Below are 23,458 nucleotides of genomic sequence, written 5' to 3' on the forward strand. Positions count from 1 at the left end.
CCAGGGAGCATTCTACGGCAAAAAAGCGTGTATATAGCAGGCGGCGATTTAGCCACCTCGCAAAGGTGTGCGCAACACCCAGCAACACGTATGAACGAAAACGAAACCGCCGTAGGCGCTGATAACGAAACTAAAGTCATCGACTTCTCTAAAATCACCATCACCAACCGTTTCATGTTCCCGCTGGTCATGAGCCACAAGGAAATCGCAAAGCCCTTCATCGAGGCGGCGCTTGGCATCAAGATTTACGACCTGAAGGACCCCGAGCAGGAAAAGACGGACCAGGTCGGCATCTTCAGCAAAAGCGTGCAAAACGAGTGTTGCAAAATTATGCTCGCATAATTTTATAACCGAGTGCAGCCGCGGACGCCGTAGGCGTCAAAAGCGTGCGCTACGACGTTTACGCCCAGGAAACCGGCAAGGACGGCGAAGTCAAGCGCTCCTTCGATCTGGAGATGCAGATGGAGGACACCAAGGAACTCCCGAAGCGCGCTCGTTACTACCAGTCTATTCATGACACCCACGAGCTGCGCAAGGGAAGCATGTACAGCAGCCTTAAGGACCAGTACGTGCTCTTCATTTGCCCGGAAGACATTTTCAAGGAAGGCCTGCCTATTTATAGTTTCCAGAACTATGCGACAGAAAACAAAAAACTCGCCTTGAACGACCGCACCTTCAAAAATTTCTATATATTTAACCAGTACGAGAAACTTCCGGATACGCACCCGCTTAAACCGTACCTGAAGTATTTTGCTACAAACGCCGCCGAATCCTCGGAGACAAGGAAAATCCACACCAAGGTGGAGTGGTACCGTTCAGACGAAAAGACACAGGAGCGCTATATGACATGGGAACAGGAAATCCAGCTTGCCGCAGAAGCCGCTGCTGAAAAAGAACGCGAGCGCAACGAGAAAATCATCGCCGAGAAGGATGCCGAGATCGCCGAACAGGCACGCAAAATCGCAGCTCTTGAGGCGAAACTCGCCGGAAAGAACTCCAAGTAACCTCTGCGAAAAATCTCCGCGATACAAGGGACCCCGCGCGGGTCTTTTTTTGTGGGCGGCCCGGCACTCCCGTGCCGTCGCTTCCGTTGAATGTCCGATTTCCTTGTCGGTAAGGCGTTCTTCCAAAGGCCAATTCAAGTTGTGCTCCTTGGCAAGTTTCAAGACCCTGTTGACGGTCTTCTTGGACACCTGACAACTTGTCGCGATGTCGTTCTGGCTTAATCCCAGATTTCGCAACCTGAGGATTTCGCGGTATTTGGTCATTCGACCTCCTGTCTATTTTTTGCACGGAATTGTGCTTGCTAAAATTAGACAGGTTTCCTTATCCCCGGAACCGCGGTTTCCGTTTGACCGGTACGCCGGTTTCCATTACTCCGGTTTCACGGTGTACTTTGCTCCGGTATATTCAATTTTAATTATATTGCTATCCATAGGATGCTCCTTTCATCCTATTTTTTTACCCCCTTAGAGGAATTTGCGAAAGACAATATACGTTATCAAAAGTCCGCGGCATCATTGTCGTGGACATTCGCATTATAGAGTTTTCATGACATTTTGTGGGTGGCTCTCTAGTACCGGACTGGTGGCTCAAAGTACGCCGGAATAATCAATTCCCACGAAATTGCGGAAATTCGCACGGATGTGGCTCGTTTGGAGGTGGAGTCCCAGAAAACCCAAGATTCTTTGGGCAAGGTCATGGAGTTTTTCCACGACCCGTCCACCTACAAGCCCCACTTGATTCTGAATGGGCAAAAACTAGAGGCCGATGTTGCCTACACGCAGATTTATGGCATGGCTCAGAAGTCGATTTTCTTGTTTGATGATTTTGTTGGCGTAAAAACACTGGATTTATTGCGAGGTGTTGCTCAGAATGTGAATGTGACGATTTTTAGCGACCAGCGGAACAGCTGCGCTTTGACACAAACGATGATTGATGACTTCAAGGCTGCTCGTCCTGACGTTTCCTTCGAGCGGAGGCCTGCAGGCGGAATATTCCATGACCGTTATATCGTTTTGGATTACAAAACGGACCATGAAAAGATGTTCCATTGCGGCGCATCTTCGAAAGATGCTGGAAAGCGTGTGACTTCGATAAACGAGATTGAACACCCTGAGGTCTATCACGAGCTGATTGAGGGAGTGTTGAAGTTGCCTGTTCGGCCTTGACAGTGTTTGCTGTGGATTGTTTTATCGTCGCTTTGATGTCGGAAAATGAGGTTATCGTCGCTTTTGTCGTCGGTTTATGTTTGATGAAATTCGCGTTAGGGATCGAAGTGGCGAAGCCATTCGGACTCGCGAAGCGAGGCTGAACGGAAAAATTTTCGTGTAAGATGTTCTGGCTAGATGTTTGCGAAAATTTTATAACGCGAGAGCCCGCCCCGGCTTGCCGGGGAACGCCCAAAGTCTCGCCACCATCATATTATGACCCTTCTTGAATGGATACAATGCGTTTACACCTACCCAAACAAATCGTCCAAAACAACCTCGTTTTGCACTACTCCGGAATGGGAATTTTTCATAACGCCGAATGTTGTTACAAAAGTATTGAGCAAGGCCATTTTGCACTTAGAGGCAACCCTAAATATTTCTATGCGGTTGCGGAGTTTGGTCTCGTAACTTTTATCGATGATGAATTCGCCCTGCGAGAATTTCATTTCACAGACATTAATAACACGGTCGGCCCGCTTAATCAGAAGGTCTATTTGTGCTCCATCAGTATTGCAATCAATTGTGCGGCTGGTACATCTCCAGGCGGAACACTCCGTTGCAATGCCGTTTATTCCCAGCGATTTCTTTATCTGGTCTAAATGAGCAAAACAAACCTGCTCAAATGAAATTCCCTGCCAAGATACAATGCCGGGATTCATCAGGTTGTGTTGCCAATATTCCTTGTCCTTGGACTTCTGTTTTTCGCAAAAATGCAAATGGAACAGTGTAAAGAAATCTGTCAAACGATATGTCCCGTTATTACTCTTGGAGCCAAACTGGGAAAAGCATTCTACGAAATCGCAACGCTCCAAGTTGGCAAGCATGCGCGTCAATGTTCCCCCAGAAATTTTCGTTATTCTAGCAAGTTCTTGCCTACTCATTCCGCTCTGTTTTTTAGACAACTTTTCGACAATCCTTATGTAACTGTCAGCTCCGGAAAAAAGCGCGTTGTATAGTTCATTAAATTCATCATGCAAGGCACCGTCTTTGTCGAAATAAAGCCGGTCAATATTTTGCGCAAGGCTATTGTTAACATCTAGCAGATCCAGATAAAAGGGGACTCCGCCGAGAACCATGTAACATTGCGTAATCTGGAACCGATCCCAATAACAGTTCTTGTTTTTCAGGAACAGTTCGCATTCCCGTAGGGAGAATGGGTGCAGATTTATTTTTCGGGTAATCCTGTTATGAAGTCCTCCCTGATTCTCAATTAACTTGTCGACCATCCAGGAAGTTGCGCTTCCACAGGCAATGAACAGAATGTCGTCACGATTTGCTGCCCAAGAATTCCAGAAGTATTCGAAGGCGGATACAAAATCAGACTTGAAGGTATCAATCCAGGGCATTTCATCGAAAAAGACGATCTTGCGTTTTGCACGGCTTGTGCACAAAAGCTTTTCTAGGGCAGAAAACGCCTCATTCCAATTTTTCAGTGTAGGTGCAAAGGTGGATTTGCTGTACTCCTTAAGACATTCTGCGAAATTCTGAAGTTGCTCCGCTTGGGATTTGTTATGAGCACCAGTGTAGGAAAACGAGAAGCGTTCCCTAAAAACACTTTGAATCAAGAATGTCTTCCCGATTCTTCTTCTGCCGTAAACCACAGCCAGTTCAGACTTGCCGGAAGAATACGCTTCTTCAAGCAACTTTATCTCTTTTTCTCTACCAACCATCTTTTTCATATACCCAAAATATACAAATTTATTGTTGTTTTGGGTAAGGAAAGGATTTGTTGTTTACCCAAAAAGTGTGTTTTTATGTCTATTTTGGACACGTTTTCAAATACGAGTTGATTGAGGATGTGCTGGGTGGTTGAGTTTAGTTTGCGGTGCAAAAGTTACGATTATTCCCGTACGGGAATAATTTGCCGCAATTCTTGCTGTTTGACGTTGATTTTCCCGTACGGGAAAGTTATATTTGAGGTATGCAGGTGCAACAGGTAAATGATATCTCGATTTCCGTAAAAAAAAGAAGAAATCAGCTCAAATTGACGCAAGCGGATTGTGCGGCCTTTTGTGGTGTCGGAGTTCGTTTCTTCTCGGAACTGGAAAATGGCAAGGAAACGCTACAGCTTGATAAAGTATTGCATGTTTTGCAAATGCTTGGATTAAACCTTCATGTTGTGGAAAGGGAAAATGATCGATGAAGTTAAAGGTTTATTTTGCAAATAAGCTTGCTGGTAGTTTGTTTTCTACTCCCGATAAAGGGATTGTGTTTGCTTACGAAGATTCCTATGTTAGGCAAAATGGAAATTCTCTTTCGATTTCGCTTCCTGTAAGATCTGATGATTTTTCGCAAAAGGAATGTTTGCCGTTTTTCTCGGGAGTTCTTCCGGAAGGAGATGTAAAACGCCGGATTTCTGAGTATCTTCATGTTTCTGAATCGAGTACGCTCAAGTTGCTGCAGGAACTTGGGGGTGAATGTGCCGGTATGATTTCGGTATTGCCAGAAGATGCCGAACCTAATCAGAAGTTGATTTATAGACTGGATTCTGACAATTACGAGGAACTGTCAGAAGATGTTTTACTTGGTTATATAAAGAACGCAGAAACGAGACCTTTGCTGAAGGCTAATGAAGAGCTGAGACTTTCTTTGGCTGGGGCTCAGGAAAAGTTGCCTCTGGCATATTTTGACGGAAAATTTCATTTTCCAAAGAATGGTGCTCTATCGACACATGTCATCAAACCAACGGGCAAGGGAGAATTGTCGTCGCTTGCTGTAAATGAATATGTGTGCATGAAACTTGCTAAATATTCGGGCCTCAGCGTGCCTGATGTGGCTTTGAAGAAAATTCAGGATGAAACGTTCATGATGGTGGAGCGCTATGATAGAATCAAAAGAGGTGATTCTGTTGTTCGTTTACATCAGGAGGATATGTGCCAGGCGTTGGGAATTCTTAGCGATCGAAAATACCAGAATGATGGTGGTCCGGGCATTGCGGATATTTTTCAGCTGATTAGTCGAAGAACTTCAGTTCCACTTTTGGACGCACGGGCATTTATTCAGTACGTCCTGTTTAATCTCGTTATTGGCAACTGCGACGCTCACGGGAAAAATTATTCTTTGCTCTATGATGGCGGTGTCTTGAAACTATCTCCGATTTACGATGCCGTCTGTACGCTTTTGTATCCGACTCTAACAAGAAAGGTTTCCATGAAAATTGGAAGCCATTATGAGATTGATAAAATCAGAAAGGTAGATCTCGTTCTCCTGGCGGAACAACTGAAATTAAGACAGTCCGTGATTCTGAATTTGTATTCGGATTTGAGAAAGAAAGTTCTTCTTGGTTTTGCTTCAATCCGTGAAGATGAATGTCTTGACGGCTGCACAGAAACGATTGATGAAATCGAAAAAATCGTGCAAGAAAGAGATATAACAAGTGATTGCTAGGCTTTCTTGGCCTTACACCGTATCCATAAAGGTCTTCTGGATTCTATTGAACACGATAATGCCCAATGCCAACAGGACAATCATAAATCCTGCGCTGTAACCTAATGCTTGCCAGCTGAATTCGCCTACGCCGAGCCCTGCAAGAATCATAATCAACACGGGGGTGAGTAGCAAAAACTCAGCCAATAAAAAATCGATCCCGGTGGGCCGGAATCGATTTTTCACGTTAAATTGGTGTTAGCCTCTGGTTACCCTGAACATGAAGCTGATTACGTTCGAGTCAAAGGTGTTTTCACTATCATCACTGGCGCCAAACGTATACAAATAGCCGATGCTCAATCCGACGGACCATGTGTCAGAGATCCACCAGTCCTTGCCGATTTCTACTTGCATTTCGTAGTCGAGCATTTCGAATGTTTGATGGAGGTTCTCTTTGTTGTGGTTTATGTCTTCACCGAAGAATGCAAACCCATTTGCGATGCTAAAGAAGGCGCCGTTCATTACGGAATGGGGATTTCTAAAGGGGTAGAATGTAAATCCTACTCCTACAAAACTATAAAAGCCATAGGCATCGTCATCCTTGCTGTTTTTTTCTTTAAGGTTTTGTGGCGAAGATCCTAAGACCGAATATTGATTATCGAAGTTACGTTCGTAAGAAGTTTCACTATACTTGCCTTCGCCTATCAGCATGGCAAAGTCTAGTTCAAAGAACAGCGCCACGAGGTTCCCAAAGGATCTACCGAATCTCAAGCCGAGAGTCGGTATGGCGAAATCGTTGAATTCATAAACTTCCTCTACTACTCTTTCGTACGAATATGAATAGTCGTTGTTATTATAGTCATAATGATGTTTGTATTGGTAATCGGATTGCTTGTAATTAAAACCTACATAGGTTGCGCCAAGGCTTGCGTTAAAGTAGAATCCACGATGCTCCCTTGGCGGTCGATAAAGTTTTACCGGCTTTTGGAGGGTAACGGTTTCTTCGACTGTTTCTGCGGGATTTTCTTCGGATTCCTGTGCAAAGACTGTGGTCGCTGCAAGCATTCCGGCAAGAACCATCTGGACGAAGTGACTATGAAAATTTTTCATATTCGTCTCTTAGCCTCTTGTCAAGCGGAACGAAAGGGTGTACACTGTTTCTGTACCTTTAGCTTCATCAAAATTTGTTGAAGAATGGTTGTATGAAAATCCAATACCTATGGACAAGTGGTTGCTTACCCACCATTCCTTGCCAATTTCTGCGATAAAGCTTCTTCCAAAGGAGGCGATGTTTCCTGCGGAGTAGTCGTCCGCTACAAAACATGCATAAATAACGTAACCAAAAGATCCGCCGATAAAGAAACCGTTCATGGCTGAATTTGGATTTCGGAACGGGTAGATTGTCGTGCCGAAGCCAACGAAGGTTCTTAAATTTACTGCATCGCCCGAAAATCCTTCGGAATCGTAAGCTCTCCAATCTTCCGCGTAAACCTTATCCCCTTGTTTGTCATAGAGCGGATTGCCGTTCTCGTTTTGGGCGATCTCTCTATCGTAGTTAACCTCTTCGTAGTCCATAACGCCTGAATAGATCGCGAAATTGAATGTTGTATGAAAGGCAATCAGGTTTGCAATGGCTGTACCGAACTTAAAGTCGAATGAAGGGGTTGTGATTCCCCAAAAATCAAATGATGCGATATCTTTTTTATCAATTCTGGAGTTGTCCAGATCTTCCCATGTACTTTTGGCGCTGATTTTGTTGTAGCCAATGCCAAAGCCTACGCTATTGTAGAAACCGCGATGTTCCCTTGGGACAAAAGATGAAGTAAGATCTTCGGCGAAAATGCCAGAAACAAGAATTGCAAAAATAAAAAGGAATGTATTTTTTAACATAGCGCGAATAAAATAAAAAATTATTATGTTTTTGTGTAGACGCGTGTAAATGGGTCTACATTTGGTTTTAGGATTAGATATGAAATTTGGCATTTTTCTTTTTGTGGCAGGTGTGTCCTGCGCGGTGGCCGCAGAAGCGGATAGTACTCTTCGTCAGTTGGCGGAGGCTCGTGGCCGCATGGTGGGTTCCATTCTGAATTCCAATTGGTTTAGCTATGGTCTTGGGGACGATGCCGAGGTTTATGAGAATACTCATAAGTCTCAGTTTAATATTGTGGTGGCTGAAAACGAAATGAAGTTTGACGCCACGGAGCCGGCCCGAAATTCCTTCAACTTCAAGAATGGCGACAAGCTGATGGCGTACGCCGCAAAGAATGGCATGCAGGTTCGCGGTCATGCGCTGGCCTGGCATAGTCAGGTTCCTCAGTGGGTGCCTGATCTGGCAGCGAGTGTGGCTGCTGCGGGCGGCTCTGCCAAGGACACCTTGCTTGCGGTTTTGAAGAATCATATCGAAAATGTGGTAGGGCACTACAAGGGCAAGGTCCGCGAGTGGGACGTGGTAAACGAAGCTATCTCCGATGGTACTCCTGCGGCTTGGCGTGATGGCGCTTCTTCTGTCTGGTACAAGTATATCGGTCGCGAGTTTATTGACTCAGCCTTTGTGTGGGCCCATAAGGCGGACCCGGAGGCGAAGCTTTATTATAACGATTATTCCCTGGAGTGGGGGGTGGCTGCAGGGGCGAAGGGTAAGTTCGCTGTGGATTCCGTGGCAAAGCGCCTGAAGGCTGCGGGCATTTACATTACGGGTCTTGGGACGCAGACTCATATTTCTGATTACCATGTGACGACGCCACCTAACGTAAAGGCCTTGGCTCAGGCTCTTGAAGCGGAAGGCTTGACTTTGCAGATTACTGAGTTGGACATTGGCTTTGATAAGAAGGACGTGTCCAAGGCAGATTTTGAAGCACAGGGAAGCTTGTACCGTCAGTTTATGGATGTGTTCCTGGAGGCTCCCAACATGGAGGCTTTTGTTATCTGGGGATTTTCTGATAAGTATAGTTGGCTTGCTGATTTGTATAAGTATAATGGTCTGGTTTTCGATTCCAGTTTTGCAAAGAAGTCTGCTTACGATAGTTTGGTTGCTAGTTTGAAGGCTCATAGTGCAGACAAGGTTTCCAAGGTTAAGGATATTGTCCCCCTGGTTTGGGAGGATGCTTCGCCTTTTGGAAACGGTTCCTACGTGATTGTGGATTACAGCCAGGCCGGTGCTGAATCTCGTGGAGAGTGGTCTGGCGATGTTAAGAATGGCAATGGCAAGTTTGAATCAGAACCGCTGGCTGGCAAGACGGGCTACATGAATGTTCCGTTGGCGGGTTGCGACCAGAATGCGGATTATTGCGGCTACCAGCATGCGATTTACACGTTGCCTCAGGATGTGGTGGATTCCAATTTCCTGTCGAAGTGCGAGGCTCTTGTATTTACCGCCTATGGGCCTACGGGGAGTACCGCCTACGTGAATATTGGAACTGGCGATCCCAAGATGACTTTGCAGAATGGGCGGCCCTTGAGCGCCAAGGTCTGGAGCGGTATGACGGTGGACCTGCAGGCTGTTCGCGATGCTATGGCCGGTGATGCCGCTGTTAGGCCCACGCAGTTGACTTTCAACAGCAGCAATACTTCTGCCATGTACATTGCAAAGATCGAGGCCGTGGGCTGCCCTGATGGTTCCGAACGTCCGGCTGCGATCCGTGGTGTTTCTGCTAGGGACGAATTGAAGGTCGTGATGAGTGACCGCACCTTGAATCTTGTAGGTGTAGCGTCTGCTCGTGTGGACGTGATGGATTTGCAGGGACGTCCGGTATTTTCCGCTAATGATGTTCGGGGCTCGCAGAACCTGGAGGGGCTTGCAAGTGGAACTTACATCGTTCGCGTTCAGAGTGGGGGTCTGCAGCGTGTTGGTCGCATGACTTTGAAGTAGCTGAAAAAGGCGTCCTTTCATGGACGCCTTTGCTTTGACTGTAATCCGCATTTTTTGGGGGAGCTACTAACCAAATAATCCTGTTTGTGGAATTTGGTTAGTAATATTTGCCTCAAAAATCCCGTTTTACACTCGAATTACTAACCAGGTTGGCTAATGGAGCTTGATTGGTTAGTATATTGCTTGTTAATTTGTATTAAATTAGGCGTTTTTTACTAACCAAAATTCCCTTTTTAAGCGGCTTGGTTAGTAACACCTGTAGCCTTTTATTTAATTCGCAGGCGGGCGTACTCGTACAATCCTAGGGACAGTGCCACGGAAGCGTTGTAGGAGTGGGCTTCGGGCATCATGGGAATGCGGAGGATGGAGTCGCACTGCTTCTTGATGAAGGGAGGCAGACCTACGTCTTCGCCACCGACTGCAATAACGGCCTGATCGCTGAACTGGAAGTCAGCCAGGTTGGTTTCGGTGTCGGCATCCAGACCGAGAATCTGGTAACCGGCCTGCTTCAGTTCGCCAACGGCAGCTTCCAGGTTGTTGGGGCGGCAGATGCGCATTTTTTCAAGAGCGCCTGCGGAGGTGCGGGCTACACTGGGTGTAATGCCGCACATGCCCTTGGCGGGGAGCAGCAAGATGTCGCAGCCCAAAGCCAGACAGCTACGGATGCAGGCGCCCAGGTTGCGGGGGTCTTCGATGTTGGTTGCGACGGCGATCAGTTTCTTTTCGCCCTTTTCCTTGGCGGCAAAGAGTTCGCCACGGACGTCTTCCCAGACCAGCAGTTCCTTTTCGTTCATGAGGGCGACCACGCCGTGGTTGGGGGTGGCGTAGCTGTTCAGGATCTTGGAGTCCACCTGCTGTACGTGTACGTGTACGCGCTTGGCCAGCTTCTGCAGTTCATAGAGCTTGGGGTTGCCGGACTTGTGCATGAAGAGCACGCGGTGAACCTGCATGGGGCTCTTGGTCAGGAGTTCGGTGACTTCCTTGATGCCGCCTACGGCGACCTGGGGTGCTGCGTCTGCGTCGCCTACTGCGGGGATCACGCCGTCTTCATAGGCGCGGGCGGTGTCCTGGGGACGTTCTTCAAAGCGGGGCTTAAAATCGCGGCGGTCATTGAAGTCGCGACGGTCATTGTTGCGGAAACCTTGAGTAAAGTCGCGGGGGCCATCGCCCTGGGGGCGTGCGGGGCGGAACTCGTTGTCTTCGCGGACGCGGTAGTTCTGACGGGGAGCGCGGCCGAAGCCTCGGCGTTCGCTTGTTTCGCGACGATCGTTAAAATCGCGGCTTGATTCACGGCGGTCACCAAAATTTTTGTTGTCTCTATCAAATGCCATGGTTGTTTCCTTTCTTCTTGTTTAAAAGTATGCGTTCCCTTTTTGCGAACCCATTATTCTTTCGCTCTGCACACAATTACCTGGTTCATACGGATGTCGGTTTCCTTTTGTTCCAGAGGCTCCACCTGGATTTGTTTCGGGGTGGCGATGCCTGCCTTGTAGGCGTCGGGGTGTTTTGCTAAAAAGCGGTCGTAGTAGCCCTTGCCGTGTCCTTGGCGCTGGCCTGTTACGTTAAACTTTGTACCGGGGACCAGGAATACGGTGAAGGGGCCGGTATAGGGTTCCAGTCCTTCTCGGGGTTCCATGATGCCGAAACGTCCGGGGGCCAGGTCCTTTTTCAGATTGTCGATGGGGTAGAACTCCATGGTGGTCTCGCCGGTCACTCGGGGCAGGAGCAGACGGTTTTCGCGGACCAGCTGTTCCAGGACGGGAGTGATGTTGGGTTCACCTTTCAGGGGGTAGAAGGCTGCAACTTTACGGGATTCCTTGTAGCCAGGTATGGCGTGGATTTCTTCCCAGGGGTTGTTGATCAGCTCTTCGCCGGGGCGCTTTCTTTTGGCCGGGTCAAAGAACCCGCGGGCGCCCAGGACCACGATGAAGAGGAGTATGAGGAGTGCTGCTTCCATAATTTTTTTGCAGGCGCTGTGCCCGCTGTTGAGTTAGTCGGGATCGCCTACGCGCTTGGCCTTGGGAAGGTTTTCCTGGAGGATTTCGTTCCAGATTTTCTTCTGCCAGTTCATGAGGTGGGCTTCTTCGTAACGTTCTTCCCAGGGCATGGTTCCGGGGGCGGCCAGCCAGATGAGTTGCGCCCTGTTGCCCAGCATGGAGGGGTCCAGGTTCAGGGTGGCTGCCTTTTCGTCGCGCCAGGTCTTGAGTACCGAGAGCAGGTCGGAATTGGGGACTACGGGCGGGGGCGGTGCCTTGGGGAGGCGTTCGGGCCAGTCGCTTTCGGGGGTGGCCATGGCGGTTTCCATCATGTTGACGAAGGAATCCAGGCGTTCGTCCCTGAAGTTGCGGGGGAGGCGGGGCAGGTGGTCCAGCAGTACCTGGGGGTAGGTGTCGACGGCGTGGCGTACGATGGCTAGCATCAGGTCGCCGGGCATCACCTTGTAGGGCGGGCGGTCCATTTCTTCGGCCTGTTTTTCGCGCCATTCCCAAAGGTACTTCAGGATGTTCAGGGCGCAGGGGCTAAAGACGCTGCTGCCGGTAATGCGCCAGGGATCCTTTTTGGGCGGGGCCGGATTACGGGAATGCTCGATAAGGGCGTCACACTGTTCGGTGAGCCAGCTCATGCGTCCGGCGGCCTGCAGTTTTTCTACCAGGATGGCGCAAAGTTCATGAAGGTAAAAGGTGTCGTGGATGGCGTATTCGCACATTTCCAGGGGCAGGGGACGAGTGGTCCAGTCGGCACGCTGGTTTTCTTTTTTCAGTTCGTCGCCAAAATATTCGCGGACCAGGTCGGCCAGGCCTAAATGGGGTTCGCCCAGGATCTTTGCGGCAAGCATGGTGTCGAAGATGTGGGTGGGGCTAAACTGGTAAGTCTGCCAGAGCAGTCGCAGGTCGTAGTCGGCCCCATGGAAAATCAGGGTCTGCATGGCGCGTGCCTTGAACAGGGGGGCCAGATCCAGGCCGCAGAGGGGGTCTACGATATAATGGTGGTCGCCAATGGTGATTTGAATAAGGCAAAGGCGTGCTGTGTAGTGATACATGGAGTCAGCCTCGGTGTCCACCGCGGCCATGTCATAATTCTCCAGGTCCAATAGAAGGTTGGCTAGTGTCTCCTCGCTATCCACCAATATGTACTTTTCGTCTTGCATCATTTGGGTAGAAAATGTAATAAATGTATTTGTCATTACGAAAATGTTTCTAAATTTGCGCCTATGAAAAAGATTTCTCTTACCGGTATCAAGCCGACTGGCACTCCGCACCTCGGCAACTATGTGGGCGCAATCCGCCCGGCTCTCGAACTTACTAAGACTTACGATGCAGTCTACTTCATTGCAGACTATCACGCTCTGACCACCGTGCAGAACGGCGCCGAAATGCGCGACAACATCTACAAGGTGGCCGCCACTTGGCTGGCTCTTGGCCTGAACCCGGAAGAGACTTTGTTCTATAAGCAGAGTGACATTCCCGAAATCTTTGAACTTAGCTGGGCTCTCAGCTGCTTTACCCCCAAGGGCTTCATGAACCGCGCCCACGCCTATAAGGACAAGGTGGCAAAGAATGAAGCCGCCGGCGAAGATGTTGACGCAAACGTGAACATGGGTCTTTACTGCTACCCCTGCCTCATGGATGCCGACATTTTGATGTTCAATGCAGACATCGTTCCCGTTGGCAAGGACCAGAAGCAGCATGTGGAATTTGCCCGCGATATCGCCATCAAGTTCAACAAGCATTTTGGCGAAGATGTGTTCACCGTTCCTGAACCGGTTTTCCAGGAATCCACCGGCGTGATCCCGGGTCTGGATGGCCGTAAGATGAGTAAGTCCTACGACAACTACATCGACATCTTCCTGGATTCCAAGGCTCTCAAGAAGCGCCTGGGCAAGATCGTGACCAACTCCCAGGGTATTGAAGAACCCAAGGATCCGGATACCTGCAACGTGTTCAAGCTGTACAAGCTTTTCGCAACTCCGGAACAGTGCGACGCGCTGGCTGCCCGCTACCGCGCAGGTGGCCTGGGCTGGGGCCACGCCAAGCAGGAACTGCAGAACGTCCTCGAAGAACATCTGGGCGCCGCTCGCGAAAAGTACTTCGACCTTCTGGCCCACACCGAAGAAATCGACAAGATTCTCGCCTACGGTAAGGAAAAGGCCCGCGTCAAGTCCAAGGCAATGATGGACAAGGTCCGCTCCTTGCTGGGTACTTACTAGTCGGCGACTCCGGCTCACAGTAATCCTTAGAAGCATTTTTACAACAGCCCCCGGCAATACGCCGAGGGCTTTTGTGTTATACTTTTTATTATAATTATCCACGATATGAAATCAGTCCTGTCCGTCATCCTTTTTTTAGTACTGAATGCGTTTGCAGTATCCGCAAATGGTTCTTTTGGGGTGACTGCAGATGGCTCGATAAGTCCCTTGGGAATGGTGCTGATGGGAGCTGCCACGGGATCGTTTAATGCGGATTCGGTCATGGCGGCTGAAGCGGAAGGTGCAGAATCTTGCGAAGGCGATGACTGCGAAGATGATGACGATGACTGCGAGGGCGAAGATTGTGAAGAATCGGAAGATTGCTCCGAAGAGGACTCTGAAGATTGTCTGGATTCCGCTGCGGTTGCCGCCCGCAATATGAAAAATGTTCCTCTTCCACGTCAGACTGCCTATACTGGCAAGGGCCTGTCTATTGGTCTTGGTGGTGGAATTTACAATCCTACGGAAGATTGTGATTGCATGGGTATTTGGCAAGGACAGCTGGAATACTTTTATGCCGATTGGATTAGTGGCGGTATCGATGTCCGTTTCTTTGGGGGCGACCTGGATAGCGATGTGATGGTCATGTACCAGCGCTACCGTACGAACCTCAGGTTCCATAAGGCCTGGCAGAAATTGGATATTTACCTGGAATCGGTGTTGGCCTTTGAAAATACAAGCATTTCTGAATTGCGTGACCAGATCAATAGCCGCGGAAAGTATTCTACGGAGGTCGTTGGCGATTTTACCGATGATATGCCGGATTGGGTTGTTGGCGTTACCACGGATACAATTCTCGTTGAAGACACGACCTTTGTGAAAGACAAGGAAGCTTGTGAACGGATGCTGTCGCTGGATGGTTTTTCTGTGGGCGTGGGTGCTGGTTTTGGTTTGAATCTGACTCGCCTCTGGGGTGTGACTGGAAGTGTTCTTTTCGAATACAATTTCTCGAAGGTTATGGAACTCTCCTTGGTGCCCGGTGTGGCCTTCAATTTGCGCGAAGTTTGGGGTTGGGCCAAGAAAAATCTGCTTTCTACCTGGATTATGGTGGAATTTGGCGCCCAGCGATACTTCAATAATGGTGTAAAGGATTGGGCGAATTACGGTCTTGTGGGCATCCAGTTGGGCATTTAACCCTTGGACTGCCCCTTCCAGTTTGACAAAACGGTTTGATTTTCTATATTTGAGCCACCGATTTTTATCGGAACCCTCCCGGGGCCAATGTTGGTAACCTGGGCGAAAGACCAAAGGGATCTCATTATGAGACAGTATGAAACTATGGTGATCATCGACGCTATGATCTCCGACGACGCCATCAAGGCTGAAATCGAGACCATCGCCGCTGCAATCACTAAGGGTGGCGAAATTGTTCGTCGCGATGATTGGGGCAAGCGTAAGCTCGCTTATTCTATCAACAAGCGCCAGCACGGCTTCTATGTTATCTTCTACTACAAGGCAGAAGTTGCAACTGTTGCCGCTATGGAAGCAGCTCTCAAGCTCAATGAAAACGTTCTCCGTTGGATGACCCTCGCTGATTATCCGATGTCCGAAATCGTTTACAATGCAGACATGGCTCAGTCTACCGAAGAAATCGTTCCGGTTGACGCAGAAGAAGGGGAGGCTGAATAATGGCTTTTGAAGATAAGAAGCAGGCAACCCGTATTCGTCGCAAGAAGACTTGCTGGTTCACCGAAAACAACGTTCAGTTCATTGACTACAAGGATGAAAAGACTCTCCGTCGCTTCATCTCTGAACGCGGTAAGATTATTCCTCGCCGTATTTCTGGCACCTCTGCTAAGTATCAGCGTATGCTGAACGAAGCTATCAAGCGTGCTCGTCAGATGGCTATCCTTCCGTTTGTCTCTGACAGCATGCGCTAATAAGGAGGAACTAGACTATGGAAATTATTCTTAAGGCTAACGTACCTCACCTCGGTAAGATGCTCGACGTTGTGAAGGTTAAGAATGGTTATGCAAATAACTACCTCTTCCCCCGCAAGCTCGCTGTTCGCGCTACCAAGGAAGCTATCGCTGAAATCGAAAACAACCGCGCTGCTGTTGAAGCTGCATTCCAGAAGGAATTGGCTGCTGCAGGCGACGTAGCTGCAAAGCTCTCTCAGATTTCTGTGAACATGGAACGCCGCGTTGTTGAAGGCGAACGTCTGTACGGTTCTGTATCCGCATCTGACATCGCTGACGCAATCACCAAGCAGGGTGTCAAGGTGACCCGTGCTCAGGTCGAACTGGCTGAACCCATCAAGCAGCTGGGTGTCTACACCGTGACCATCAAGGTCTTCGGTGACGTCGAAGCTCAGGTTAAGGTTTGGGTCGTTAAGGAACAGGCTTAAGTCAATCCTTAAAGACTAGATCTTTCGGACCGCTCCCCTCCTAATCGGGGGGGGGGCGGTTCTTTTTTTGTTGGAAAATAGTTGGTTGGAAAAGGCGGTGGAAATATTTGAAAAAGAGGGTTTTACACCGCCTTTTTATTATGTTGTATAAAAAAATAGACGGTTTTGGAAGTACTTTTTGGGCTTTTGACCTCCGTAAAAGCCTAATTTTGCGATTTGTTATGGACACTCTCCCCCTAAAAAGATGTTTTATTGTAGGCAAACTAACGAAAAGGCGGTGGCGGGGCGGCTGTTTTCGGCTTTTCCACTGCCTTTTTTCTGAATTTTTGCGGAAAAACATATTTATAGGCCGTTGCGGCCGCCTGAGGTTTGGTTTATGGTGGGTGAGTTTTCTATTTTTGGGGCATGCGCAAGATTTCGTTGATGTCTTTTGTTAAGATTATGGCCTGTGCGGCCAGTTTGTTGGCTGTTCAATCTTTTGCACAGCCCCGTGATTTATTTGCTGAATTTGAGGAAGAAGCCGCTGTGGCCGATAAGGCCGCCGCTGATTCTGTAGAGGCTGCCAAGAAGGCCGAGGCGGATAAGAAAGCCGCCGAAGAAAAAGTCGCCGCCGAGAAGGCCGCTGCCGAAGAAAAGGCCGAGGCGGATAAGAAAGCCGCCGAAGAAAAAGTCGCCGCCGAGAAGGCCGCTGCCGAAGAAAAAGCCGAGGCGGAACGCGTAGCCGCCGAAAAGCAAGCCGCCGAAGAAAAGGCCGCCGCCGAGAAGGCTGCAGAGAAGGCCGCCGCTGATAGCGCCGCTGCTGCCCAGGCTGCTGCTGCCGCTCCCGCAAAGACCGAAGAAGAATTGGCTGCTGAACAGGCTGCAAAAAGAGCTGCTGCAGAAAAGGCGGCTAACATCATGCGCTCAACGGCAGAAGGTGCCGCTGCCGAAGCAGAAAAGGCTAGGGCTGCGTCCGATTCCTCCGCTGCCTCGCAGGACCCCTACGAAGGTGTAGACCGCAACGAACTTTACGCCCGCGAAATGCAGCGCATCAGTGATTCCCTGCAGTATATCAGCGATTCTATCGCTCTTGCTCAAATGACTGCCGATAGCATTGCCGCTGTCGAAAAGGCTAGGAACGATAGCATCCAGGCTTATAACGATTCTATTCAGGCAGCCAGCGCCAGTTCTACAGCAATTCCCTCTTCCAGCTCCATGAGCCGTCGCGACATTCTTGGCCCCGTCAAGGTTTCCAAGGTGAATGGCCTCGACGATATGAAGGGTAAGTACAGGAGCCCCCGCAAGGCCATGTTCATGTCTCTGGTGGTGCCGGGCGCCGGTCAGCTGTATGTGGGCGGATCCACCTTTACCAAGGTCCGCGGTGGTGTTTATCTAGCTCTCGAAGCCGCTCTCTGGGGTAGCTGGTATTACTATTCCGTGTACAAGTATGATCGACAGGTAAACAGATACAAGAACTTTGCCAACGACCATTTCTCCATTGGTACCTACGAAACGAAGATGCGTAAACTGTATAAGGATGTTTCTGAGAATGGGGCTGAATTCCGTTCCCGTTACCTCGGTTCTCGTGAGTCCTTCTGCGAAGCCATTTTTGGTGATGCGAATAGAGAAGGTTGCTACAACGATTCTTACGTCTACTACAAGGATACTGACTATAGAAATCGTTTTGTTAATAATCCTAAGTCGCTGGGTGATGATCGCAAGAAGAACGGCTTCTACGATGAATCTGCTGTGTACCAGCATGTGTCCGATGGCTCTTACGTGCTGGGCTGGGACGACGTGAAGGATGAAGCTGTTGCTGCAAGCCTTGATCTTGAAACTAACGGTTCCGAAGTTGTGGCCCTAGGTACATCCTCCAATCAGGACACCTACCGCAGCATGCGCAACAAGGCTAACGACTATGCCGATATGCAGGCCTGGTTCTTTGGCGGCATCATCCTGAACCACATTGTGTCTGCCGTTGATGCTGCCTTTACGGCCCACGCTCATAACAAGGCTCTGTATCAGGAAGATCTTTCCTGGTATGACCGTCTCCACTTTGACGGTGGTGTAGTTCTTGGTGAATCTGTTGGCGTAAATGTAATGGCTAGCTGGGGATTCTAATGAAGACTTTTGGAAAGGTCCTTCAAGTTCTACTTCTTGCCGCCGCGGTCGCTTTTTCGCAGGTGGTCATCTCTGTTGATGACAATGTTTCTAAGAATAGCGACAAGAGCTGGTGGAAAGCCATGGGTGCTTCGGCACTCCTTCCGGGTATGGGCGAACTGTACCTGGGCGAGCAGGAATTTGTGCGGCCTTTCGTGTGGACCGACGTTGCCCTGTGGGTGACTGCCATTGGATCCTATTTTATTGGTGAACGCTATGTGACATCCGCTCACGGATATGCGGTTCGTCACGCAGGGCTTAATACTTCCAGCAAGAACGTCGATATGCTGAATACCGTGGGCGATTATCGTAGCCGTGGCGGTGTTGACGGTCAGAACTCTTCACCTGATATGGATGAAGATTACAATCAGGCCATGATTCGTGCTGGCAAGAAAATCGATGAAGACCTGTCGGCTGAAATCCAGTGGGACTGGGGTAGCTCCGACAATCCCGAAACTTCGGAACACATTGATGAATATAAAAGTCGCTTGCGCCATTATCGTGTGAGCCGCATCGTTTTCCAGGCTAGTGTTGGTGCGTTGGTCTTGAATCGTGTGGTTTCTATGCTGAACACGATCCGTGTTTATCGACGTACTTCTTCTAAGGCCTTCTCGGAACGGATTGAGTTTGTTCCCGAGTTCTATGAAGATGGAAGCGGCTTGTTGATGAACGTTAAATTTTAGGCGGATTTAGGCAGCTGTTTGAGACCGCGGAGCACCTAAACAACATTATAGGATTGAACAAATGCATGCAGGTACTTCTAATTTTTTAAAGGCATTCCCCATAAAGTTTGCGATTCTAATTGCGACGTTCATTTCGTTGTTGTTAGTGGGGTGTAGCGATGAAGCTCCTGGTGCAAAGGTGCCTGCTTTCAAGGCTCCTGATTCCAAGGCTGCGGCCAAGAGTGGTGCGCCCGGTGGTAAGGGGCCCGGTGGCCCTGGTGGTCGTGGCAACAAGACTTTCGCCGTTGAAGGTTATATTGCAGAATTCCACAAGCCCAGTGGATCTTTCCAGACAATGGCTACCTTGGAAGCTTTGAACCGTGTGGAGTTGTCCGCTGCCGCCAACGGTCGTCTGGTGAATCTTTATGCAAAGGATGGCGCTTCTGTACAGAAGGGTTCGCTCCTTGCCAAGATTGATGATTCCGAATTGAAGGCACAGTTGAAGCAGGCTGAATCCAGTCTGCATCTGGCTCAGCAGAAAATGGAACGTACCAAGGGTTTGGTCGAAAAGAACGCCGCGACGACGACGGATATGGAAGCTGCTGAAGCCTCCCTCAAGTCTGCCGAGGCCAGCGTCGAATTGATAAAGGCTCAGATTGCAAAGACTGAAGTCCGTGCCCCCTTTAGCGGTAAACTCGGTTTTGTGAATGTTTCTGTGGGCGCCTGGGTGACCACGGGCACTTCCATTGCGACTTTAAGTGAAGTGACGAAATTGAAGGCCAAGTTCGCCTTGCCGCAACGATATGCGACTACCTTGAAGGTGGGCAATCCCATTACCTTGATTGACGAAGAACGGGCCATCCAGAAAGTGGGGAAGGTGACAGCCCTTGACGCCACGATTTCGGAAAGCAGCCGTACCCGCCAGATTATGGTGACCGTGGATAATTCCAAGGGCGAATTGATTGCTGGCGGTTATGCCAAGGTTAGCGTTGAATTGCAGTCTGGCCGAACCCAGACAATTCCCGTTCCCGCCGAAGCTCTTACGCTGGACAAGGATGGCGCCTATATCTTTGTGGTGCAGGATGGCAAGGCTTCTATGCGCCGTGTGGAGACGGGCCTTCGCACTCCCATTGCAGTTGATGTAATTTCTGGACTGAATGAAGGCGATACCGTTATTACTTCGGGCTTGATTAGCATCCGTCAGGGAAGTTCTGTTCGTATCCGAGAAATCCGTAACAACACCGATTACGAAGTGGATTAGACGAGAGACGAAAGAAAAATGAGTGTTGCAAATCTATCTGTTCGTAGACCTGTCCTAATGACGGTGATGGCCTTGGTCATCATCTTGCTTGGCGCCTTCGGTATGAGTGAGTTGGGTATTCGTGAATACCCGAACGTAGACTATCCCATTATTCAGGTTAGAACTTCTTATCCTGGCGCAAACGCTGCCGTGGTGGAAGCCGAAGTTACCGAAGTCCTGGAATCATCCATTAACAGTGCCCCGGGTATTAAGGCCCTGACCTCTACCAGCTCCGATGGCTTTTCTTATATCAGTGTGGAGTTTGAAACGGGCATGGATCTGGAGGATGCCGCCAACGATATCCGTGACCGTGTAAGCCGTGTCCGCCGTAAATTGCCTGACGATGTGGACGAACCGACGGTGAACAAGAGCGACTCCGATTCCGACCCCATCTTGATGATCAGCTTGGTCAGCGATAAGCTGGACGCCATGGACGTTTCTGAAATCGCACGCAATCATGTGAAGGAACGTCTGCAGACCATTAACGGTGTTTCCGAAGTGGTTATCTGGGGTGAAAAGCAGCCTACAGTGCGTCTGTGGATTGACCCCATCCGTATGCAGGCCATGGGCGTTACCGGAAGCGAAATGAGTGCCGCCCTTTCCAAGGGCAACCTGGAACTTCCCGCAGGCTCTATCGAAGGTTCCGAAACAACCCTTTCTATTCGTACTCTGGGCCGAATTTCTGACCCGGAAGCTTTTGCAAACATTGCGGTAAAAACTGCGGCCGATGGCACTGTAATTCGCGTGTCCGACGTTGCTAACATCCATTACGAACCGCTGGATACCCGTAAGGGATTTAGACGTAACGGCAAGAACACGGTGACCTGCGCTCTGGTGGCTCAGCCTGGCAGTAACCATGTGAACATCGCTGACGAATTCTACAAGCGTGTGGAAGAACTCCGCCGGGAATTGCCTGAGGGTGTCGAGATGCTTTATGGCCGCGACACTTCCATTAATATCCGCGCTTCCATCAAGGAAGTGGTGGAGACCATCTTTGTGGCGTTCCTTCTGGTGATTGCCATTATCTTTGCATTCCTGCGTGAAGGCCGTACGACGATTATCCCCATGGTGGTGGTGCCGGTGGCTGTGATTGGAAGTTTCTTTGTGCTGTACCTTTGCGGCTTTAGCATTAACGTTCTGACGCTTCTGGCCATGGTGCTTGCTATTGGCCTTGTGGTGGATGATGCTATCGTGATTGTGGAAAACATTTACGACAAGATTGAAAAGGGCATGACACCTAAGCAGGCTGCCGTGGCGGGAACAAATGAAATCTTCTTTGCCGTGATTGCAACGTCTGTGGTCTTGATGGCTGTGTTCATTCCGGTGCTAGCCCTGGGCGGTACCACGGGTCTTCTATTCCGCGAATTTGTGGCGGTGATGATCGGGACGGTCTTCCTTTCTACCACTTGCGCCTTGACGCTTTCTCCCATGCTCTGTTCGAAGTTCTTGCGTCATCAGAAGAAGGGATCGTTCTACAAGATAACGGAACCGTTCTTTGAAGGTCTGAATAAAATTTATGCCGTGCTTCTGGGTGGCTTCCTTAGATTGCGTTTCTTGTTGTTCCCGGTGGTAGCCGGGCTCCTGTTTGCGGCTTATTTCTGCTTCAACAACATGAGCTCTGAAATGGCTCCCACAGAAGATTCGGGCTCTGTCATGGTGAACGTGAATATGCCCGAAGGTGTGACCCTTACCCGTACCAAGCGCATGGCCGATGCGTTTGTGGATGAGGTCATGACCATTCTGGATAGCGGTGAGTATAAGGAAGTGCAGGCTGGCGCCTGGAATGCCGGTAACTCCAGAATTCGTTTGTCCTTGAATGACGACAAGACGGCTCGTCGCCCCCAGAGCGAAATTGCCCATGCCATCCAGATTCTGGGTAACGAATACCCGGACTTGCGCGTGATGGTGTTTGAACCTCAGAGCATCAGTACCCAGCGAGGTGGTCTGCCGGTGCAGTTCGTGTTGCAGGCGGGGTCCATCGAAACTTTGCGTACCTTGGTTCCCAAGTTCATGGAAGCGGCTAGCAAGAGCCCCATATTCAGCGTGGTGAACACCAACCTGAAATTTACCAAGCCTGAATTACATATTGAAATCCTGCGAGACAAGGCTGACGAGGAAGGGGTATCCGTAAATGATATAGCCCAGGCTGTTCAGCTTTCTATCAGCGAAAAGAGCTATGGTGAATATTATCGTGAAGGCCGCCAGTACGACGTGATTGGTGCCGTGGGTTATCAGTACCGCAGCTCTCCCCAGAATCTTTCTCTGTTGACGGTGAAGAACCGCAAGGGGGAGGCCGTTAGCCTGGATAACTTCATCACTTATAAGGAACGTTCTGCATCTCCGTCGTTGCCCCGTTACAACCGATTCAGTTCTGCGACCATTCAGGCAGGGCTTGTTCCCGGGATGACCATCGGCGATGGCGTTGAAGAAATGCGCAGAATCGCAAAGGATGTACTGAAGGAATACCCCAACGTGAGCACGACCCTTAGCGGTGCTTCCAAGGAATTCGAGGAAAGTTCTTCGGGATTGTATATCGTGTTCTTGCTGGCTCTGGCGCTGGTGTTCCTGGTGCTGGCGGGTCAGTTTGAAAGTTTCCGCGCTCCCCTGGTGATTTTCTTTACGGTGCCCCTGGCTTTGGCCGGTGCGTTGGCTTGCCTCTACCTGACAGGTCAGACCTTGAATATCTTCAGTGAGATTGCCTTGATTCTGTTGATTGCCCTTGTGACCAAGAACGGCATCCTGATTGTGGAATTTGCAAATCAGATTGCGGCGGCTACCGGATGTACAAAGCTTGAGGCGGCTAGGCAGGCGGCGACCCGCCGCTTCCGCCCAATCCTTATGACGAGCCTTTCTACGGTATTGGGCGCAGTGCCCCTGATCCTCACGGGCACGCCTAGCCGTATCGCAATGGGTATTGCCATTGCGGGCGGTCTCACCTTTGCGACCTTCATGACGCTCTTTGTGGTGCCTGCGGCCTACAGCTACTTCGCCGGCAAGGTGGAGCACGTCAGCTCTACTGACGCAAGTAAGATGGCTTAAAATTATTCAACTAGCTGGAAGACGACTTCACCCTTGCGGCTCATGCCATAGCGTGTGCGGAGAAGCCCTTCCTTGTAGAGGGAGTCGGTCTTCAGTTGCTGAATCTGCACTTTGCGCTTGTCGATCACCATCTGCAGCGAATCAATCTGATGCTGGTAGCTGGCGATCTCGCGGTTGATTCTACGCTGCTGTCTGATGCTGTTCTTTCCGAACATCATCTGGGCCACTACGATGATGGCGAAGATAAACAGTGCGAGAATGACTAAGTGCTTCTTCAA

23 protein-coding genes are annotated in these 23,458 nt (G+C 49.6%); 15 read left to right on the forward strand and 8 right to left on the reverse strand.

The genetic code is table 11. From position 1 onward, the window contains the following. Positions 1–90: 90 nt before the first annotated feature. From BUB38_RS00530 to BUB38_RS00545, 3 genes are all read left to right on the forward strand, one after another. Complete coding sequence (locus BUB38_RS00530; RefSeq protein WP_073155589.1) at positions 91–342, forward strand: hypothetical protein; 252 nt, start codon at positions 91–93, stop codon at positions 340–342. Between the two features lie 44 nt (positions 343–386). Next, complete coding sequence (locus BUB38_RS15915) at positions 387–1,004, forward strand: PD-(D/E)XK nuclease family transposase (RefSeq protein WP_073155591.1); 618 nt, start codon at positions 387–389, stop codon at positions 1,002–1,004. A gap of 642 nt (positions 1,005–1,646) precedes the next feature. Then, positions 1,647–2,171 carry a hypothetical protein gene (locus BUB38_RS00545; protein ID WP_139258139.1) on the forward strand — a complete coding sequence of 175 codons (525 nt, stop codon included), beginning with the start codon at positions 1,647–1,649 and terminating at the stop codon, positions 2,169–2,171. Between the two features lie 290 nt (positions 2,172–2,461). Here BUB38_RS00545 and BUB38_RS00550 read toward each other — a convergent pair whose 3' ends face one another. Beyond that, entirely contained in the window at positions 2,462–3,892 is a 1,431-nt protein-coding gene (locus BUB38_RS00550; RefSeq protein ID WP_073155597.1) for an AAA family ATPase, read from the reverse strand. A gap of 242 nt (positions 3,893–4,134) precedes the next feature. On the opposite strand from BUB38_RS00550, the gene BUB38_RS00555 reads away from it, so the two are divergent. Then, the gene (locus BUB38_RS00555) at positions 4,135–4,356 is read left to right on the forward strand and encodes a helix-turn-helix transcriptional regulator (protein WP_073155600.1); all 222 of its coding nucleotides are present in this window, start codon (positions 4,135–4,137) and stop codon (positions 4,354–4,356) included. Further along, a complete protein-coding gene (locus tag BUB38_RS00560; protein ID WP_073155605.1) occupies positions 4,353–5,600 on the forward strand; it encodes a type II toxin-antitoxin system HipA family toxin in 1,248 nt (415 codons plus the stop codon). Before BUB38_RS00555 ends, BUB38_RS00560 begins: the two co-directional genes overlap by 4 nt. Positions 5,601–5,612: 12 nt before the next feature. On the opposite strand, the gene BUB38_RS15920 is transcribed toward BUB38_RS00560, so the two are convergent. The 3 genes from BUB38_RS15920 to BUB38_RS00570 all read right to left on the reverse strand — a co-directional run bounded on the left by BUB38_RS15920 (position 5,613) and on the right by BUB38_RS00570 (position 7,469). Then, positions 5,613–5,750: a hypothetical protein gene (locus BUB38_RS15920; RefSeq protein ID WP_175547622.1), complete on the reverse strand. Its 138-nt coding sequence runs from the start codon at positions 5,748–5,750 to the stop codon at positions 5,613–5,615. Between the two features lie 87 nt (positions 5,751–5,837). Next, complete coding sequence (locus tag BUB38_RS00565; protein WP_073155608.1) at positions 5,838–6,689, reverse strand: hypothetical protein; 852 nt, start codon at positions 6,687–6,689, stop codon at positions 5,838–5,840. A 9-nt stretch (positions 6,690–6,698) separates the two neighbouring features. Next, a complete protein-coding gene (locus BUB38_RS00570; RefSeq protein WP_073155611.1) occupies positions 6,699–7,469 on the reverse strand; it encodes a hypothetical protein in 771 nt (256 codons plus the stop codon). 79 nt (positions 7,470–7,548) lie between these two features. Here BUB38_RS00570 and BUB38_RS00575 point away from each other — a divergent pair, with 79 nt between their 5' ends. Then, positions 7,549–9,447 (forward strand): endo-1,4-beta-xylanase, encoded by a 1,899-nt coding sequence (locus tag BUB38_RS00575; RefSeq protein WP_073155614.1) that lies wholly within the window; start codon positions 7,549–7,551, stop codon positions 9,445–9,447. A gap of 266 nt (positions 9,448–9,713) precedes the next feature. On the opposite strand, the gene BUB38_RS00580 is transcribed toward BUB38_RS00575, so the two are convergent. From BUB38_RS00580 to BUB38_RS00590, 3 genes are read right to left on the reverse strand one after another with little or no spacing between them, the layout of a single operon-like run. Beyond that, a complete protein-coding gene (locus BUB38_RS00580; protein WP_083541817.1) occupies positions 9,714–10,778 on the reverse strand; it encodes a TrmH family RNA methyltransferase in 1,065 nt (354 codons plus the stop codon). A gap of 53 nt (positions 10,779–10,831) precedes the next feature. Continuing rightward, entirely contained in the window at positions 10,832–11,404 is a 573-nt protein-coding gene (locus BUB38_RS00585) for a 5-formyltetrahydrofolate cyclo-ligase (protein WP_073155617.1), read from the reverse strand. Positions 11,405–11,437: 33 nt separating this feature from the next. Further along, complete coding sequence (locus BUB38_RS00590; RefSeq protein ID WP_254794839.1) at positions 11,438–12,631, reverse strand: ribonuclease D; 1,194 nt, start codon at positions 12,629–12,631, stop codon at positions 11,438–11,440. 27 nt (positions 12,632–12,658) lie between these two features. Here BUB38_RS00590 and trpS point away from each other — a divergent pair, with 27 nt between their 5' ends. The 9 genes from trpS to BUB38_RS00640 all read left to right on the forward strand — a co-directional run bounded on the left by trpS (position 12,659) and on the right by BUB38_RS00640 (position 23,180). After that, the gene (gene trpS, locus BUB38_RS00595; RefSeq protein ID WP_073155619.1) at positions 12,659–13,654 is read left to right on the forward strand and encodes a tryptophan--tRNA ligase; all 996 of its coding nucleotides are present in this window, start codon (positions 12,659–12,661) and stop codon (positions 13,652–13,654) included. Positions 13,655–13,759: 105 nt separating this feature from the next. Further along, positions 13,760–14,827 (forward strand): hypothetical protein, encoded by a 1,068-nt coding sequence (locus BUB38_RS00605; protein WP_139258140.1) that lies wholly within the window; start codon positions 13,760–13,762, stop codon positions 14,825–14,827. Between the two features lie 126 nt (positions 14,828–14,953). Continuing rightward, positions 14,954–15,322, forward strand: coding sequence for a 30S ribosomal protein S6 (rpsF, locus tag BUB38_RS00610; RefSeq protein ID WP_073155629.1), 369 nt, complete (start codon positions 14,954–14,956; stop codon positions 15,320–15,322). After that, positions 15,322–15,573 carry a 30S ribosomal protein S18 gene (gene rpsR / locus BUB38_RS00615; protein WP_073155632.1) on the forward strand — a complete coding sequence of 84 codons (252 nt, stop codon included), beginning with the start codon at positions 15,322–15,324 and terminating at the stop codon, positions 15,571–15,573. Before rpsF ends, rpsR begins: the two co-directional genes overlap by 1 nt. Positions 15,574–15,590: 17 nt before the next feature. Continuing rightward, complete coding sequence (gene rplI / locus BUB38_RS00620; RefSeq protein WP_073155635.1) at positions 15,591–16,040, forward strand: 50S ribosomal protein L9; 450 nt, start codon at positions 15,591–15,593, stop codon at positions 16,038–16,040. A gap of 405 nt (positions 16,041–16,445) precedes the next feature. Continuing rightward, positions 16,446–18,140: a hypothetical protein gene (locus tag BUB38_RS00625; protein ID WP_139258141.1), complete on the forward strand. Its 1,695-nt coding sequence runs from the start codon at positions 16,446–16,448 to the stop codon at positions 18,138–18,140. Further along, a complete protein-coding gene (locus BUB38_RS00630; RefSeq protein ID WP_073155641.1) occupies positions 18,140–18,862 on the forward strand; it encodes a hypothetical protein in 723 nt (240 codons plus the stop codon). The genes BUB38_RS00625 and BUB38_RS00630 overlap by 1 nt, the downstream gene beginning before the upstream one ends. Before the next feature lie 61 nt (positions 18,863–18,923). After that, on the forward strand, positions 18,924–20,102 hold the full coding sequence (locus BUB38_RS00635) for an efflux RND transporter periplasmic adaptor subunit (RefSeq protein WP_073155644.1): 1,179 nt from the start codon (positions 18,924–18,926) through the stop codon (positions 20,100–20,102). Positions 20,103–20,120: 18 nt separating this feature from the next. Continuing rightward, positions 20,121–23,180 (forward strand): efflux RND transporter permease subunit, encoded by a 3,060-nt coding sequence (locus BUB38_RS00640; protein WP_073155647.1) that lies wholly within the window; start codon positions 20,121–20,123, stop codon positions 23,178–23,180. A gap of 2 nt (positions 23,181–23,182) precedes the next feature. On the opposite strand, the gene BUB38_RS00645 is transcribed toward BUB38_RS00640, so the two are convergent. Beyond that, positions 23,183–23,458 carry an FtsB family cell division protein gene (locus BUB38_RS00645; RefSeq protein ID WP_073156709.1) on the reverse strand — a complete coding sequence of 92 codons (276 nt, stop codon included), beginning with the start codon at positions 23,456–23,458 and terminating at the stop codon, positions 23,183–23,185.

This window comes from Fibrobacter sp. UWH5 (assembly GCF_900142505.1).
Classification (GTDB): Bacteria; Fibrobacterota; Fibrobacteria; order Fibrobacterales; family Fibrobacteraceae; genus Fibrobacter.

Excerpts from the sequence above, each read along its gene's own strand:
- rpsF (WP_073155629.1), top strand. The coding sequence starts at position 14,954 with ATGAGACAGTATGAAACTATGGTGATCATCGACGCTATGATCTCCGAC.
- BUB38_RS00640 (WP_073155647.1), top strand. The coding sequence starts at position 20,121 with ATGAGTGTTGCAAATCTATCTGTTCGTAGACCTGTCCTAATGACGGTG.
- BUB38_RS00630 (WP_073155641.1), top strand. The coding sequence starts at position 18,140 with ATGAAGACTTTTGGAAAGGTCCTTCAAGTTCTACTTCTTGCCGCCGCG.
- BUB38_RS00585 (WP_073155617.1), bottom strand. The coding sequence starts at position 11,404 with ATGGAAGCAGCACTCCTCATACTCCTCTTCATCGTGGTCCTGGGCGCC.
- BUB38_RS00590 (WP_254794839.1), bottom strand. The coding sequence starts at position 12,631 with ATGACAAATACATTTATTACATTTTCTACCCAAATGATGCAAGACGAA.
- BUB38_RS00575 (WP_073155614.1), top strand. The coding sequence starts at position 7,549 with ATGAAATTTGGCATTTTTCTTTTTGTGGCAGGTGTGTCCTGCGCGGTG.
- BUB38_RS00555 (WP_073155600.1), top strand. The coding sequence starts at position 4,135 with ATGCAGGTGCAACAGGTAAATGATATCTCGATTTCCGTAAAAAAAAGA.
- BUB38_RS00625 (WP_139258141.1), top strand. The coding sequence starts at position 16,446 with ATGCGCAAGATTTCGTTGATGTCTTTTGTTAAGATTATGGCCTGTGCG.
- BUB38_RS00560 (WP_073155605.1), top strand. The coding sequence starts at position 4,353 with ATGAAGTTAAAGGTTTATTTTGCAAATAAGCTTGCTGGTAGTTTGTTT.
- BUB38_RS00635 (WP_073155644.1), top strand. The coding sequence starts at position 18,924 with ATGCATGCAGGTACTTCTAATTTTTTAAAGGCATTCCCCATAAAGTTT.
- BUB38_RS00570 (WP_073155611.1), bottom strand. The coding sequence starts at position 7,469 with ATGTTAAAAAATACATTCCTTTTTATTTTTGCAATTCTTGTTTCTGGC.
- rplI (WP_073155635.1), top strand. The coding sequence starts at position 15,591 with ATGGAAATTATTCTTAAGGCTAACGTACCTCACCTCGGTAAGATGCTC.
- BUB38_RS15920 (WP_175547622.1), bottom strand. The coding sequence starts at position 5,750 with ATGATTCTTGCAGGGCTCGGCGTAGGCGAATTCAGCTGGCAAGCATTA.
- trpS (WP_073155619.1), top strand. The coding sequence starts at position 12,659 with ATGAAAAAGATTTCTCTTACCGGTATCAAGCCGACTGGCACTCCGCAC.
- BUB38_RS00580 (WP_083541817.1), bottom strand. The coding sequence starts at position 10,778 with ATGGCATTTGATAGAGACAACAAAAATTTTGGTGACCGCCGTGAATCA.
- BUB38_RS00565 (WP_073155608.1), bottom strand. The coding sequence starts at position 6,689 with ATGAAAAATTTTCATAGTCACTTCGTCCAGATGGTTCTTGCCGGAATG.
- BUB38_RS00605 (WP_139258140.1), top strand. The coding sequence starts at position 13,760 with ATGAAATCAGTCCTGTCCGTCATCCTTTTTTTAGTACTGAATGCGTTT.
- rpsR (WP_073155632.1), top strand. The coding sequence starts at position 15,322 with ATGGCTTTTGAAGATAAGAAGCAGGCAACCCGTATTCGTCGCAAGAAG.
- BUB38_RS00530 (WP_073155589.1), top strand. The coding sequence starts at position 91 with ATGAACGAAAACGAAACCGCCGTAGGCGCTGATAACGAAACTAAAGTC.
- BUB38_RS00550 (WP_073155597.1), bottom strand. The coding sequence starts at position 3,892 with ATGAAAAAGATGGTTGGTAGAGAAAAAGAGATAAAGTTGCTTGAAGAA.